The 13624-nt window shown below is 61.7% G+C and carries 16 protein-coding genes, 1 tRNA gene and 2 pseudogenes; 10 read left to right on the plus strand and 9 right to left on the minus strand.

Translation table 11 applies throughout. The features are described from left to right. Positions 1–1754 (minus strand): ATP-binding protein (locus tag N5E02_RS06440; RefSeq protein WP_279946089.1); only part of this gene is annotated, 1754 nt, incomplete at its 3' end. Between the two features lie 178 nt (positions 1755–1932). On the opposite strand from N5E02_RS06440, the gene N5E02_RS06445 reads away from it, so the two are divergent. Next, positions 1933–3069, plus strand: coding sequence for a PAS domain-containing sensor histidine kinase (locus tag N5E02_RS06445; RefSeq protein WP_061477849.1), 1137 nt, complete (start codon positions 1933–1935; stop codon positions 3067–3069). Next, a complete protein-coding gene (locus tag N5E02_RS06450) occupies positions 3059–3418 on the plus strand; it encodes a response regulator (protein ID WP_049413819.1) in 360 nt (119 codons plus the stop codon). The genes N5E02_RS06445 and N5E02_RS06450 overlap by 11 nt, the downstream gene beginning before the upstream one ends. An 85-nt stretch (positions 3419–3503) precedes the next feature. On the opposite strand, the pseudogene N5E02_RS20925 reads toward N5E02_RS06450, so the two are convergent. After that, positions 3504–4401 (minus strand): annotated as a pseudogene (locus N5E02_RS20925) (helix-turn-helix domain-containing protein). 144 nt (positions 4402–4545) lie between these two features. On the opposite strand from N5E02_RS20925, the pseudogene N5E02_RS06460 reads away from it, so the two are divergent. Next, a pseudogene (locus N5E02_RS06460) lies at positions 4546–5087 on the plus strand (GNAT family N-acetyltransferase). Positions 5088–5094: 7 nt separating this feature from the next. On the opposite strand, the gene N5E02_RS06465 reads toward N5E02_RS06460, so the two are convergent. Then, entirely contained in the window at positions 5095–5559 is a 465-nt protein-coding gene (locus N5E02_RS06465) for a GNAT family N-acetyltransferase (RefSeq protein ID WP_279946099.1), read from the minus strand. A gap of 193 nt (positions 5560–5752) precedes the next feature. On the opposite strand from N5E02_RS06465, the gene N5E02_RS06470 reads away from it, so the two are divergent. Next, complete coding sequence (locus N5E02_RS06470; RefSeq protein WP_242891518.1) at positions 5753–6205, plus strand: dihydrodipicolinate synthase family protein; 453 nt, start codon at positions 5753–5755, stop codon at positions 6203–6205. Between the two features lie 115 nt (positions 6206–6320). Here N5E02_RS06470 and N5E02_RS06475 read toward each other — a convergent pair whose 3' ends face one another. The 3 genes from N5E02_RS06475 to N5E02_RS06485 form a co-directional block, all read right to left on the minus strand. After that, positions 6321–6575, minus strand: a complete 255-nt coding sequence (locus N5E02_RS06475; protein WP_242891516.1) for a hypothetical protein — start codon at positions 6573–6575, stop codon at positions 6321–6323. Positions 6576–6779: 204 nt separating this feature from the next. Beyond that, entirely contained in the window at positions 6780–7637 is an 858-nt protein-coding gene (locus N5E02_RS06480; protein WP_242891514.1) for a hypothetical protein, read from the minus strand. A gap of 171 nt (positions 7638–7808) precedes the next feature. Continuing rightward, a complete protein-coding gene (locus tag N5E02_RS06485; protein ID WP_242891512.1) occupies positions 7809–8018 on the minus strand; it encodes a hypothetical protein in 210 nt (69 codons plus the stop codon). Between the two features lie 104 nt (positions 8019–8122). Here N5E02_RS06485 and N5E02_RS06490 point away from each other — a divergent pair, with 104 nt between their 5' ends. Continuing rightward, positions 8123–8698, plus strand: coding sequence for a hypothetical protein (locus N5E02_RS06490; protein WP_242891510.1), 576 nt, complete (start codon positions 8123–8125; stop codon positions 8696–8698). An 11-nt stretch (positions 8699–8709) separates the two neighbouring features. Here the strand turns inward: N5E02_RS06490 and N5E02_RS06495 are convergent, their stop codons facing one another. Then, the gene (locus tag N5E02_RS06495) at positions 8710–8874 is read right to left on the minus strand and encodes a hypothetical protein (protein ID WP_242891508.1); all 165 of its coding nucleotides are present in this window, start codon (positions 8872–8874) and stop codon (positions 8710–8712) included. Between the two features lie 32 nt (positions 8875–8906). Between N5E02_RS06495 and N5E02_RS06500 the strand changes: the two genes are divergently transcribed. Further along, complete coding sequence (locus N5E02_RS06500) at positions 8907–9524, plus strand: hypothetical protein (protein WP_242891506.1); 618 nt, start codon at positions 8907–8909, stop codon at positions 9522–9524. 99 nt (positions 9525–9623) lie between these two features. Continuing rightward, complete coding sequence (locus tag N5E02_RS06505) at positions 9624–9950, plus strand: hypothetical protein (RefSeq protein WP_242891504.1); 327 nt, start codon at positions 9624–9626, stop codon at positions 9948–9950. Positions 9951–9974: 24 nt separating this feature from the next. On the opposite strand, the gene N5E02_RS06510 is transcribed toward N5E02_RS06505, so the two are convergent. Continuing rightward, the gene (locus N5E02_RS06510; protein ID WP_242891502.1) at positions 9975–10460 is read right to left on the minus strand and encodes a hypothetical protein; all 486 of its coding nucleotides are present in this window, start codon (positions 10458–10460) and stop codon (positions 9975–9977) included. On the opposite strand from N5E02_RS06510, the gene N5E02_RS06515 reads away from it, so the two are divergent. From N5E02_RS06515 to N5E02_RS06525, 3 genes are all read left to right on the plus strand, one after another. Beyond that, positions 10453–11442: a tyrosine-type recombinase/integrase gene (locus N5E02_RS06515; RefSeq protein ID WP_279946091.1), complete on the plus strand. Its 990-nt coding sequence runs from the start codon at positions 10453–10455 to the stop codon at positions 11440–11442. The genes N5E02_RS06510 and N5E02_RS06515 overlap by 8 nt on opposite strands. A gap of 69 nt (positions 11443–11511) precedes the next feature. After that, positions 11512–12789, plus strand: a complete 1278-nt coding sequence (locus N5E02_RS06520) for an ATP-binding protein (protein ID WP_242891605.1) — start codon at positions 11512–11514, stop codon at positions 12787–12789. A 34-nt stretch (positions 12790–12823) separates the two neighbouring features. Further along, complete coding sequence (locus tag N5E02_RS06525; protein WP_242891497.1) at positions 12824–13234, plus strand: hypothetical protein; 411 nt, start codon at positions 12824–12826, stop codon at positions 13232–13234. Positions 13235–13404: 170 nt separating this feature from the next. Here N5E02_RS06525 and N5E02_RS06530 read toward each other — a convergent pair. Beyond that, a tRNA-Arg gene (locus N5E02_RS06530) sits at positions 13405–13481 on the minus strand. Positions 13482–13624 lie beyond the last annotated feature (143 nt).

The following is a 13624-nucleotide window of genomic DNA, read 5'->3' on the forward strand; positions in this document are numbered from 1 at the left end:
AGGATGAAGCAGCTGCCGCGCCCGGGCTCACTGTCGACCTGGATGCCGCCGCCCATGCGCTCGGCCAGATCGCGCGAGATCGACAGGCCCAGGCCGGTGCCGCCGTAGCGACGGCGGGTGCTGCCATCGGCCTGGCGGAACGCTTCGAAGATGACATCCAGCTGCTCGCGGGCAATGCCGATGCCGGTGTCACAGACCTCGAACCGGATGCGGCCGTTGCCGCCGGCACGCACGTGCAGGCTGACCTTGCCATGCTCGGTGAACTTCACCGCGTTGGCCAGCAGGTTCTTCAGGATCTGCTGCAGCCGCTGGCTGTCAACCACCATCTGGGTTGGTGCCAGGGCGTCGGCTTCGATCTGCAGGGTCAGGCCCTTCTGCCGCGCCATCGGCTCGAACGTCTCGCGCAGCCGCTGCAGCGCGCTCTCGACCACCACCACTTCATCGGACAGTTCGACATGACCGGCCTCGATGCGCGACAGGTCGAGGATGTCGTTGATCAGCGCCAGCAGGTCGTTGTTGGACGACAGGATCGCACGCGCGTACTTCACCTGTTCCTCGGTCAGCGTGCCGTCCTTGTTGTCCGCCAGCAGCTTGGCCAGGATCAGCGAGCTGTTCAGCGGCGTGCGCAGCTCATGCGACATGTTGGCCAGGAATTCGGACTTGTAGCGCGAGGTCGCCGCCAGCTCGTTGCTGTTGCGCACCAGCTGGCTCTGCGCAACCAGCAGTGCCTGCTTCTGCGCCTCCAGCTCGTGGGTGCGCTCTTCCAGCTGCACGTTGCTCTGTTCCAGCTCAGCCTGCTGTTCTTCCAGGTGGCTCTGCGACTGCAACAGGCTGCGGCTCTGCTCTTCCAGTTCCTCGTTGGCCACGCGCAGCTCTTCCTGCTGGGCCTGCAGCTCCTCGCCCTGGCGCTGCGACTCTTCCAGCAGCACCACCAGCTGCGCACGCAGCAGCGATGCGCGCAGTGCCATGCCGATGGTGTCGGCGCAGCGCTCAAGCAGCTCGCGATCCAGATCACGCTGTTCACCCGCCCGCCCGCGGCCCAGCTCGATGACACCGACCACCGTACCATCGCTGCTGATTGGCGCCAGGATGCGCTCGCGCACCGGCAGCCGGCCCAGGCTGGTCTGCAGTTCGAGCACGGCAGCGTCTTCGCCGTGCAGGTGGCGGATGCGTTCGTCCCGCGCAACCTGCCCGGCCAGTCCTTCGTGCAGGGCCAGGGAGGCCGGCGTCCCAGTGGGCAGCGCCACGCCACCGGTCAGCTGCAGCCGGCCGCCGTCCAGGCGATAGACCGCACCGACCTCTGCATCCAGCTGCCCGGCCAGGCTTGCTGCTGCCGCCTCGGCGATCTGCTCCGGCCCGAGGTCACCGCGCAGGCTCATCGCCACGGCGTTCTCGGCCTCCTGCAGCCAGAGCGCGCGCATCGCCTGGCGCCGGGCCTGGATCGCGCGCGAGACGATCAGTGCGATCATCAGGAAGGCGCAGCCACCGACGGTACGGTTGACAAGCGAGAACGACGAATTGTTGCTGGCTGGCGCAACGTTGAAGCCGATCACCAGCAGGACACAGGCGATCACCGCGACCACGAACGGCGCGCGTGCACTGCGCTGGAATACCGTCACGCCGACCGCGAGGAAGTAGGCCAGCCATACCGCGTAGCCGAGCGGAACGACCAGTTCCAACGCGATGGTCGCGGCCAGCAGCACGGCGGACGTCATCCAGATCCAGCGGTCACGCGTAGTCGCACCAGGACGCATGCAGGTCGGTTCCAGAAGGCAAAGGGTGGAAGATGGTACTCCGTGTCGCATTCAGCCGCACAGGACAAATGGCACGTGTCAGGTGTGCACGCGTCCTTCACACTTGAGTGCCTAGCTTCACGTCCCTCACAGGGGTAACACTTATTTACACGTGGACGCAGCCGCCTCTACGACGTCCGTGCTGACGGACCCTTCCCGACAACTGCGACTGCTGATCGACAGCGTGCGCGACCATGCGCTGTACCTGCTTGATCCTGAAGGCATCGTGTGCAGCTGGAACCCGGGCGCCGAACGTATCAAAGGCTATTCAGCCGATGAAGTGGTGGGAACGCACTTCAGCCGCTTCTACCTGGCCGCCGACCGCGAGGCCGGCGAACCCCAGCGCCTGCTTCGCGTCGCAGCGCAGCAGGGGCATGTCGCCAGTGAGGGCTGGCGCGTTCGCCGCGATGGCTCGTCGTTCCGCGCCAGCGTGGTCATCGAACCGGTCGTGGAAGCCGGCGAACTGCTCGGCTTCGTCAAGATCACCCGTGACATCACCGAGCAGTGGCAAGCGCAGCGGCTGCTGCGCGATGCCCAGCGTGCGCTGCGCAATACCCAGCAGTTCGAGACGGTTGGCCGGCTCAGCCGCGGCCTCTCACATGAGTTCAACAACCTGCTGACCACCATCGGCAACGCCCTGGACCTGCTGTCGCTGCGTGTCAGCAGTGACGATGCACGCGCAGCCGAGCTGCTGGATGCCGCGCAGGCAGCCACCGACCGCGGCGCGCTGCTGACCCGCCAGCTGCTGGCCTTCAGCACCGGCCAGACCCTGATCCGGGAATCGGTGGACATCAATGCGCTGGTACGGCAGTGGCTGCCGGACCTGCAACGCGCCTGCCCGCCCACGGTGGTACTGGATGCCCATCTCACCCCGGGCCTGCCGCAGGTGAGCACCGATGCGATGCAGCTCCAGACCGCCCTGGCGAACCTGGTGGCCAATGCCGTGGAGGCCACCGCCGATGGCGGCCGCATCCTGATCGGCACCGCGTTGGAACATCGCCTCGACCCGGATGCGGACACCACGCTGCAACGCGGCTATGTCACCCTCAGCGTCTGCGACGAAGGCCACGGCATGGCCGCCGACATCGCCGAGCGGGCCAGCGAGCCCTTCTTCACCACCAAGGACATCGGCAAGGGCAGCGGCCTGGGCCTGAGCCAGGTGTTCGGATTCACTACCCAGAGCGGCGGCTTCGTCGATGTGTCCACCACGCCCGGTGTCGGCACCACGGTCAGCCTGCTGCTACCCGCAACCGAGGAATTTACCCATGACCGATGACCCGATCCGCGTACTGATGGTGGAGGACCAGAACGATCTGCGCGAGATGATCGGCATGGCCCTGCGCGATTTCGGCATCGAGGTGTCCACCACCGCCGACGGGCATGAAGCCGCTGCGTTGCTGAAGGGCGACGCACGCTTCGACGTGGTGTTCAGCGATGTCAGCATGCCCAATGGCATGTCCGGCATCGAACTCAGCGAGCACGTCGCGCGTGAGCAGCCGCATGCACGCATGATCCTGTCCTCCGGCTATGCGCGTTCGCAGCTGCCGCCGCTTCCGGAGCAGGTGGAGTTCCTGCCCAAGCCCTATCGCCTGCGCCAGCTGGTCGAGCTGCTCAAGCAGGATTGATCTTTCGCCAGGTCTGGCGAAGCCGATCTGCGGGTGCTGGGGCCCTACCGCCGCGACTGCGTGGTCGAACGCGTGCTCGGCGGGGTTACCGAGGATCTGCTGTCCGAAGTGCCAGCACCGCTGTTCGCATCCCGCTAGCGCCGCCCTGCCCCGCACGGCGGTAGCCGGTCAGCGACTTCCCGGTGTGCCGCCGGAAGTAGCGGCACAGGTAGGACGCATCCTCGAAGCACAATCGCTCGGCGATGCGCCCGATCGGCAGCTCGCTGTAGCTCAGCAGCGCCTTGATCTCCAGCACCACCTGGCGGTCGATCAACGCCTTGGGTGTTTCACCGAAGCACTCGCGGGTCAGCTGCGAAAGATAGAACGGCGTGATGCACAACGCATCGGCATAAGACTGCACGTCGCGCTGGCGGGTACTGCGCTGGCCGACCAGTTCCCAGAGATCCCAAGCCAGGCGCTCGCGCCGGCTGACCGGCGCTGCGGCCCCCTTCTGTGCCGGCAACAGCGTGGCGAACTTCAGGAAAAAGGTCTGCAGCAGATTGCGCAGCATCACGTGCCGATAGCGGCCCCCAGTGTGCTGCGCGTCCATCAGCTGCTGCAGCCAGCCAGCCCTGCAGGAGCGGCACCTCCAGCGGCGACGGCACGCAATGGGGATGCTCATGCAGGAACTTGAACAGCGCGTTGGGCAGTACGTAGGCCACCTCCGACGCCAGCGCCTTCGGCATCAGGCAGACCACCGCCAGGAAGCCATGCGATCGCTTCCGCAGCAGCGCCAGCGTGTCCTCGGCCAGCACCAGCACGTCGTGCCGCTGCACCGCCACCTCACGAAAGTTCAGTGCGAAGCGCGCACGCCCGGACACGCACACCAGAACCGCCAGATACGCGTGCCCGAACGACAGCGGAATGCCCTGCCCCTCGGCCAGCGTACTGACCTCCAAGCGCATCGATTCGTCCTGATCCAGAAGCTGGGGTATGCGGTCCAAGGGCGGATCCGGCTGCATTCCGGAGCACAGCATACCTGCGCCAACGAGGCAGTTGCGAAAAGTACCGAAACCATCAAGGTCCCGCCCTGTGCCCTTCGCCCGGCGCGGCCTAGCCTGTGCGCTCTCTCCCTGCCTTGAATGACCATGTCCCTGCACACCGAACGCCTGATCCTGCGCCCCTGGCGCGACACCGACGCCGCCGACCTGTACGAGTACGCACGCGACCCGCGCCGGATGGCCGGACCAGCGTAGAGGAAAGTACCGACGTCATCCGCACGGTCTTCAACCGGCCGGAGGTCTATGCCCTGCAGAGCCGCGAAGATGGCCGCGCCATCGGCTACGTCGGCATCCTGATCGGTGCCGACAGCAACTTCGAGATCGGCGAGCGCGAAGGCGAGATCGCCTACTGGATCGGCGTGCCGTACTGGAGGCGCGGCCTGGTACCCGAAGCAGTGCGCGAAGTGATGCGGCACGCCTTCCTCGACCTGCGCCTAGACGCACTGTGGTGCGGCTACTTCGCCGACAACCTGCAATCACTGAACGCACAGAGCAAATGCGGCTTCCAGCATCACCATACCGAAGTGAACAAGTTCAACAGCTTCCTCGGCGACTACCACACCGAACACATCAGCTGCATCACCCGCGATCAATGGCAGGCGCAACAGGCTTCCGTGCTGCGCGCGTGATCACCACTCAGCCGGCACGGTGCTGCATGAACAGCAGTTCCGGCGTCGAAGCATCTTCGATCGGCTGAAAGCCCAGGTCGCGATACAGGGTCACCGCCACGATGTTGTCACGATAGACACGCAGGGTCAGCCGCTCCGCCCCGGCCGACTGCAACGCCTGCGCCATCAGCGCCTGCATCAGTACACGTCCCAGTCCAAGCCCGCGTGCCCGCGGCGAAACGATGATGCGGCCCAGGTGCAGCGTGCCAGAGGTCGTTGGCCAGTACTGGCCGAAACCAAGGCAGTGGCCATGCGCATCCAGCAGCACCCAACCCGGGCGCTGCTGCAGTTGCAGTGCCCGCGCGAATGCGTCCGGCACGAGCGGATACGCCACGCCGGGACCGGCCCAGCGCCGGGTTGCGCTGGCCGAATCCAGCCACGCGCCAATGACGGCGTAGTGCGGGGGCTGCACGGGGTGAAGGTACTCGCTCATGGCGTGCTCGCAAGGAAGGATGGCCGCCATGTTGCGCGATCCCGGTGGCCGAATCACGTTGCACGCCAGCGCTTGAATTTTGTCCCAGGGCAGTAAGCAATGCCGATCGTCCACCGCCGCCACACCTGACAACCCCTCTTTTCCTTCTGCCCTCGGGATCCGGCATGATCCACGGCCCCAGCGTCTTACGCCGGTGACCGAATCGGGCATCGACCTGCACGCCTTCGCCGGGCTGGTCGAGCGTCTCGCGGCCGCTGGCGTGGAGTCGATGGGCATGCTCGGCTCCACCGGCAGCTACGCCTACCTGGAAAAGGCCGAGCGCATGCGCGTGCTGCACGAAGCGTTGGCCCATTCGGGCGATGTCCCGGTCATCGTCGGCATCGGTGCGCTGCGCACCCGCGATGTGCTGGCGTTGGCCCGGGACGCCGAGGACGCGGGTGCAGCCGGCCTGCTGCTGGCACCCGTGTCCTACCAGCCATTGAAGGAGCACGAGGTCTACACGCTCTTCGAATCGGTGTGCACGGCGGTGGGCACCCCGATCTGCGTCTACGACAATCCCGGCACCACCCACTTCCGGTTCAGCGATGAACTGCATGGGCGGATCTTCAACTGCTTGTCGTACATCTCCAGCCGGCGGTTCCACTGATCCGAGGCCTTCTTGGCGTCGTTTGGGTCTACAACGTCGCCATTCGGCGCGCCGATCTCCTCAATGTTCGTTGGCAGCCCATTGGGGTTCCCAAGCCTGGATGCCGCCCGATTCATCAGGTCTGCGAAGGACGGGGGCCTGAATTGCTCCGGCAGGTTCTTGGCAACGATGCCACCGACCAGGCCGAACCCCAGAATGTCGGACATCGGCGTCGGGTGTGGAACTCATAGAGGAGGATCTGGCCGCCTGGGGAGAGCGGCTGCAGGTCGATGAGGTGATACAGCTGGCCGCCCAGCAGCAGCCGGTCGTCCTTGCCGGGTTGAACGTCCACCGCGGTGGAGATCACGCCCAGCTTGTCGCCCTGCTGCACCAGCGCGGTGTCCGGCCTCCAAGGGCCGTGCGCAGACCGCCCGCCTGCGCTGACGCCAGCCCCAATCGCCTCACGGCGAGCGGAGGGGGTTTCGGCGCGGTGGTTGATCGGTGTTCCGGGTCCCGGAAACGCAGAAGTCCCAGCGCAGGGCCGGGGCTTCAGGTACAAATCTTGACGATGAAACAGTTTAAACAATTAGTTACGTCACTTGTCAACGTCCTTCGAATCCTTAGTTCGGCGCAGTACTTCGACCAGTGCATTCCTGTGGCTTGCGAAACTGCTATCAGGTTGTGGTCCTGAGGAAGGGAAACCGAGATTCTGGACTGGCCGCGTCAAGGAACTAACGTGCCCAAGCGTGCTCTGTACTTCCTCCAAGCGCCCCAATAGGGTGCGCACCCGTCCCTCAGACTTTGCCACCTGCTCCTCGAGAACGCCCACCAGATTTCGTAGCCTCGCAGCATCCTCTGCGTTCCCTGCAGCGTCTCTGAGATCGACTTTGGCCTGCTCCAGCAATCGCTCGAGATTGTCACGTTGATCATCAGCTTCGGTGATCCGCCCGATAAGCGAGCTCAAATCCGCAGTTGGAACGACATCTCCCCACGTCTCCATTGCGCTTCCTGCCTCTTCCTGGATACGCCTACAGAACTCGACGGCCTCCTCATAGTTCCTGATAGTTACATCTGGGTTTGTCTCGATGTGATCGCGATTATCGATGAACCGCTGGATGCGCCGCTGGAATGCGGCAGTCTGCACCAACATCAGCTTCAAACCCCGAACCGCTACTTTTCCGCGCGCTTCGAGAATGCTCTTGCCAGAGGCTGTCTCCAGCAGGTTGGTCACCCTGGCTCCAAGCACGCCGGACGATACCGCCAGAAGAATTTGAATCAGGGCCGTCACGCTGGGCTCAAGCTTCTGCTGCCCTATTGCGAACAGCGCTATTGAGGCCAACAGCAAGATAAGAGTCCACGGCTCAGTTACCAACCGCCAGAACCTTTTCCACGGCCCGGTTGGCTCCAAATTTGGCGCGGGCTGCTCTGACCCGACTTGAACATCCTTCGACATGCCCCCTCCCAATGTCAGGCCGCGGCGCGGCCCCTGAACCAGTCTATGGCTTTCCCCAGCTCGTATCGATACTGGCGAACAGTGAGGCCTCCCCCCGTAATTCTCCACCACCATTCGTGCCTTCACAGCTTGGCTGCGGGAGGGTGAGATGGATCATCGCGCGACCTCCTTCTACTGCAGCCGGCAAAGGGTGACGTTCAAGGCAGCCAGCTCGTCCATCTTCATGACGAGCCACATGCGCTTCTGCCCGTGGATGCCGTTGAAACTGCCGTGGTGGCAGTCCTTGCACAGGGCCACGGTCGTGAAGTGCTGGCCCTGATTAATGTGGTGGGCGTCGCTCGGCCCTGACCGGCTGCAGACGCTGCACGGCAGCAGCTTCACGGCGCCCACGTGGCGCTTCTCAGCCGGGGTGAAAGCCCCAGAGTTCTTGGTCCTCACTCGGCTACCCCTAGCGGTAGAATCTGCGCCAACACAGGAGGGAACCTATGAATCAAGGCCGCACAGACCGCGACTGGGCAATCGTGTCCGTACTGACCTTCATTGCAGGCGTAGTGGTGATGGGACTCATCACGGACAGTGAGGGGCTGCGCAGGTGGATCGGCGGCGTCGAGTGGCCCGCCTGGACGCAGGCGGCGGTTGCACTTGCAGTTGGATATGCCGCAGTCGAGGTTCCTCGAAAGATCGCAGATGCAGAGCGATCCAGACGTACCGATCTGCTTGTAACTCTTCTCGGAAATTCCCTCTTCCCAGCCGAAGCACTCGCAAAGATGCTCTCGACGAGAAACGTCGATATGAACTTTGCCACTGGACTTGTTCGAGACATCGAACTTCAGCTGAAGACGCTGGATTCCTACCCGGCTGCCGACGTTCCTTCTGCCGTGCTTCTGCTGAAGAAGGTCGAGACCCAATCTCACTGCTTGGGCCTTGTAGAGCTTTTTCGGACAGCCCAGCCAAAGATCGAAGCGATGCGGGTGATCACTGAGAACCAGGCGGCGGCGTTTGAGGTCTATCGTGTTGCCATCAGGCAACTGATTGAAGAAGTGCCGGCGCCGCGCTCGTAGGTTGAGCAAAATCACGCCACCCTCCTGTTCTGCCCGGCCACGTTCCAGAACTCGGCGCGCACGTCGTCGAGCGTCAAATTGGTGTGACGACAGGCAATTCGGCCGATGTCCTTGATAGCGTCGAGCCCGGCCGGTCGAGCCTTGGTCTTCTTGCCTGTGGAGCGGCCGCGCCTCATGCTTCACTCCCAACTGAGGAGAGAAGAAAATTATGGCCGATTCGCTCTACTGCTACCCCTTTCAGATCCTCTGCCAGCCGTTGAGCTGGTGGTCGTCTGCTGCCGCTTGGGTGCAGGCCATTGGCACCATCCTGGCCATCCTCGCGGCCATCGGCATTCCGATGTACATAAATCGGCTTCAGGAAACCCGTCGTGACGGAGAGAGGAAGCTGCGGCAAGATAGCTACGCATTGAGTTTCCTCGATGCAACCGAGGAGCTCAATGGCTCTATAGAACGGACCCGTCGGCGCTTGAGCCAAAGTGATGACCAAGAAGAGCTTGAATCTATAGCGAAACTTCTGGCCGTTCCGGAAAGCCTCAAGAAGAGATTGAAGCATGTGCATGAACTCGGCGAGCTTGGCGTACATCTCCAAGCAGCCGTCGTTGCGGCGTCCCGAGCCAAGCAGCTCTTGGACTTCCAGGTCTTCTACCACGATTGCGGTGGTGAGGCATTCGTCGTTGGCGAAGAGCATTTGGGACCGGTGGACGTCCCCGCGCCGGAAGATGCAAGCCCACACCTTGAGCGCGCGCAGACACTTGCGTCGCTTGCCCTTGCCGGCATTCGCGCGAAGACACCCTCCGCAAATCCGGAAAGTGCTCTGCCTAGCTAGGCTCGTCACGCAACCCTCCTATTCTGTCCAGCCATCTCCCAGAACTCCGCGCGCAAGTCGTCGAGCATCAGGCAAGTGTGGCGGCAGGCGGTACGGCCGATGTACCTGATGGCGTCGAACCTGGCCTGTTGGGCCTTGGTCCTGTTGCCGGATGAGCGTCCGCACTTCATGATCTGCACCTCGTTACAACACAAACGGACGTTGCAGATGGCGTTGAATCAAACGGAGCTGGTGTGGTTGGATTCGCTGATAAGAGCAAGGGATGGTCAGGCCCCGGACCACACCCCAAATATTGTTGATCTGATGGCACTCGGGCTTGCAGATGTTGAAGAGATTCCGGGGGGAGTGAACAAAACGCTGCTGACCGGTGACGGGTGCATTTGCCTTGGAAAGCTACTGCAAAAGCAAGGTGTTCCTGCTCCCTAAACTCAGAGGGGCTAGCTGGCTTCATCAAGCTGCCCTCCCCTGCTGTCGGTCATTGACCATTCGCCAGTAGTCCGCGCGCACGTCGTCCAGCATGACGTGCGCGTAGTGGTCGCCGATCCAGGCGGTGATGCCCTTGAAGAAGGCGGCGAAGTCCTCCTCCTCCATGAAATCGAAGGCCAGGGACTGGGCCACCTTGACCGGAATGGTCCGGATCTCCGGCAGCACGCCCGACAGCACCTTGCGTGCACCCGTGCCCAGCATTGTTTCGGCGGCGTCCAGCAGCGCCTTCACTACCGGGCTGGCGTCCATTTCCACCATCTCGCAGCAGATGCCCGACTCCAGCTGCACCTGCTCCAGCGCGGCATGCGCGTCCAGGTCGCGGAACGCCTCGACGTTGTCGACCAGCAGGTGCCCGAGGACGTGGGCCAGGCGGTGGAACGCCGCATTGCGCGAGGCCTTGATCTCCAATCGGTATTCATGGCCGACGCGGTAGCCGCGGTCCTTGGCCAAGGTCACAATCTTCTGGCGCGATGGCGCCGCGTACCTCAACTGGCGGGAAGGCGGCAAGCGAAGCCGTGTCGCCATTGGTCGCGTCAGCCGACGCGAAGCTAAGGGCGTACGAGCAGCGAAAGAAGCAGAACTGACTCATGGGGTCCGGATCTTGGCGCGCCTGCCCAAGGTCCGCGACTACCTGGAGTGGTATCTGGACTGGTACGAAGCCGAGCACCCGACCACAATCTCAAAAGCCAGGAGCGAGGTGAAGCGCTTCATCGAGCGCTTCGGGCACCGGCCAATTGATAGCATCCGAGCGGTCGAAGTGGAGCAGTACAAGCGCTCCAGGCTGCTGGACGACAAGGCGGCAAAGGAAACAGTGGGGATGAAGATTCGACGGCTGAAGGCGGCGTTCAACCGCGGCGTCGAATGGAAAGAGCTGGACGTGAACCCGCTGGCCTCCGTAAAAGCGCCTCGCGGCGTGCGGAGCGTGGCCGTCAAGTTCTATGACCGGGCGGCAATGCGCCGGCTATATCGGGCAAACCCTGGGCGGGCGCCGCTGTGGCTCTTCATGGCCCACACCGGGCTGCGGCGGGGAGAGATCATCGGTCTGGAGAAGAGCTCAGTCGTCGCCGGCCGTCTCTTGGTGGAGAGCGACCCGGACGAGAGTGGCGAAGGCAGAACGAAGTCGGGCAAGTGGCGGGAGGTTCCCCTCAACCGTTATGCCAGGTGGGCACTACGACACCTGCCTGATCCCCTTGTGACGGTGCACAAGGACACCGTGTCAGACTGGTTCAAGAAGGATTCGGAACTAGCTGGCGTGGGCGGGCATCTTCACCGCTTGCGCCATACATTTTGCGCCCACATGGTCATGGGAGGTGTTCCACTCCGGAGGGTGCAGATCTTAGCTGGGCATGCGGACTACGCCACCACGGAGAAGTACTACGCACATCTCACTCCAGAGGGCGACGACAAAGCGGTCGGCCGCCTTAGGTACTAGCACCTAGCACCTGTAGCTACTCAGCCATACATTTTGTAATCTGAGGGCATTCAGCACAGCGTGGCCAAGATGGCAAAAAATTCCGCACAACTCGAAGTCAAGTCCTTTTCCTGCATTGATAGCGCCTCGTTGGAAATATCTGACATGACGGTGATTATCGGCCCTCAGGCCAGCGGGAAGAGCGTGCTTTGCAAACTTCTGTACTTCTTCCAACAGGCGGTCGTCAGCCTGCCCAAGACCCTCCAAGAGTCAAGCAGCTTGGCTGATGCAGGTAACAAGATAACTGAAGAGTTTGACGAATGGTTCCGGCCTTCGAGCTGGGGATCTAGAGCGTTCAGCATCCGCTTTACTGTCGGCGACCATTGGATTCAAATTTCCCGCGGGCGCAGCAAGTCTCAGAGCTCGAGAGCTAAGGCCACCTTCTCGGAGCCACTAGAGGCCACTTTGTCCAGAGGGCTGAGAATGCTCTCAAATCTTCGTAGTGATGATTCAGACGAAGCCAGGATATTAGGCATGTCTTGGCAGAATTACGACGCACTCTCCAAGGCCGTTCACAAGCCGTTTGAGCAGGTGGCGAGAGAGTCTCAGCTCTATATTCCTGCCGGCCGTTCATTCTTTACAAGCATCGGCAAAATCGTCACTGCGTTCGAAGACCGGAGCATGTTAGATCCAGTAGTAACACGATTCGGCCGATTTATAACCTCACTGCGTGAACACCAAATTCTTGAGCGTGAGCCCAAGCCACCGCTTCTAAAAACACTAGAAAAACTAATTGACGGCGAAGTAGTCAACGAAAAGGGGAAACAATTCCTCGCGACGCCTGATGGCCGATCCATACCTTTTTCGGCACTATCATCTGGGCAGCAAGAGTTGCTGCCACTCCTGTCATCGCTGCAGTTTGCACTGCAATATAGCCGCCACAACCCCCAGCTTCTTTATATTGAAGAGCCGGAGGCCCACCTCTTCCCTAGCGCTCAAACCGCACTTGTTGAAATGTTCGCGCAAATGATCTTGATCCCAAAATCTGCAAAGCAGTCCCAGGGCATCAGGACCATCCTCACTACGCACAGCCCGTACGTTCTGGCCAAAATTAATAATCTAATCAAGGCAGGCGAGCTAGCTTCAAAGATTACGGCGGAACGGAGAAGAGATCTGGCGAAGATCGTTTCGCCGGCAACCTGGCTGACATCCAGCCGGGTAAGGGCCTACGCCATCCATAATCGCAAACTGATTGACATTAAAGACGACCACGGCCTGATCAATGCTGACTACATTGACGACGTATCAGCCGAGACAGGAATGGAATTCGACCAGATGCTGGAATTGGAGCTATCCATTGAACGGTAAGCAAAGGAATGCTGACTGCAGTAAATATCGAAGCGTGAAAGATGTTTCCAAGGTCAAGGTTGAAGAACACGGCAAAAGCGCCGTTTTTCTCAACCCAAGCCGAAGCAAAATCTCAGTCGTGAAAGTGGACGGCGGGGTAGCGGTGAATGAATGCAGCGCGGACTACGCTGTCAGCAAACCCGGCGTGGGAGATGTGATAGTAGAGCTAAAAGGAAAAGAAGTTGCTCGGGCTTGCGAGCAGATCATTGCGACGGCGAAACTACTTAGAAGCTGCAAGAAGAAGGTCGCACCAATCGCAGGACTGATCGTCTGTACCCGTGTGCCAGCGAACGATAGCAAGGCCGCTCGGCTGAAAAATCAGTTTGTACAAGAGCAAAGGGCGCTACTTAAGATCGCGGCCAGTAACAAGGAGTACACCTTCGAAGAGTTCTTCTCGAAAAGGTGATAACTGATCGGCGAAGCCCTACCTTGGGAGGGGGCTTCGCCAGGCCCACTGCGCAATCTGTGCGCCGAGATGCAGTACATGCAAGCTGTGCCAACTGTGCCAGTTCTGGGCTCAAATTGACCCAACTAAGCCAAACAGGCAACGGACACATGCGCGTAAGCCATTGATTCTGGTGACCCCGGCCCGATTCGAACGGGCGACCTTCCCCTTAGGAGGGGGACGCTCTATCCAGCTGAGCTACGGGGCCATGCAGCCGGGAAGTTTACAGCCAACGTGCCCTGCCCTCCAAGCATTCATGTCCAGCCCGGTTCCGCTGGCGCGTTGCACCATGGCCGGTCGGGGCGCTCTGCTACCATCGGCGATTCAGTTCATCGCGTCCCCCACTGCCCG

The sequence above is a fragment of the Stenotrophomonas sp. GD03777 genome, assembly GCF_029842485.1.
Classification (GTDB): domain Bacteria; phylum Pseudomonadota; class Gammaproteobacteria; order Xanthomonadales; family Xanthomonadaceae; genus Stenotrophomonas; species Stenotrophomonas sepilia.

What these genes read in the sequence shown, in the direction of transcription:
- N5E02_RS06500 (WP_242891506.1), top strand. Translation starts at nt 8,907, where the DNA reads ATGGCCGATTCGCTCTACTGCTACCCCTTTCAGATCCTCTGCCAGCCG.
- N5E02_RS06520 (WP_242891605.1), top strand. Translation starts at nt 11,512, where the DNA reads ATGGCAAAAAATTCCGCACAACTCGAAGTCAAGTCCTTTTCCTGCATT.
- N5E02_RS06450 (WP_049413819.1), top strand. Translation starts at nt 3,059, where the DNA reads ATGACCGATGACCCGATCCGCGTACTGATGGTGGAGGACCAGAACGAT.
- N5E02_RS06465 (WP_279946099.1), bottom strand. Translation starts at nt 5,559, where the DNA reads ATGAGCGAGTACCTTCACCCCGTGCAGCCCCCGCACTACGCCGTCATT.
- N5E02_RS06495 (WP_242891508.1), bottom strand. Translation starts at nt 8,874, where the DNA reads ATGAGGCGCGGCCGCTCCACAGGCAAGAAGACCAAGGCTCGACCGGCC.
- N5E02_RS06505 (WP_242891504.1), top strand. Translation starts at nt 9,624, where the DNA reads ATGTACCTGATGGCGTCGAACCTGGCCTGTTGGGCCTTGGTCCTGTTG.
- N5E02_RS06480 (WP_242891514.1), bottom strand. Translation starts at nt 7,637, where the DNA reads ATGTCGAAGGATGTTCAAGTCGGGTCAGAGCAGCCCGCGCCAAATTTG.
- N5E02_RS06490 (WP_242891510.1), top strand. Translation starts at nt 8,123, where the DNA reads ATGAATCAAGGCCGCACAGACCGCGACTGGGCAATCGTGTCCGTACTG.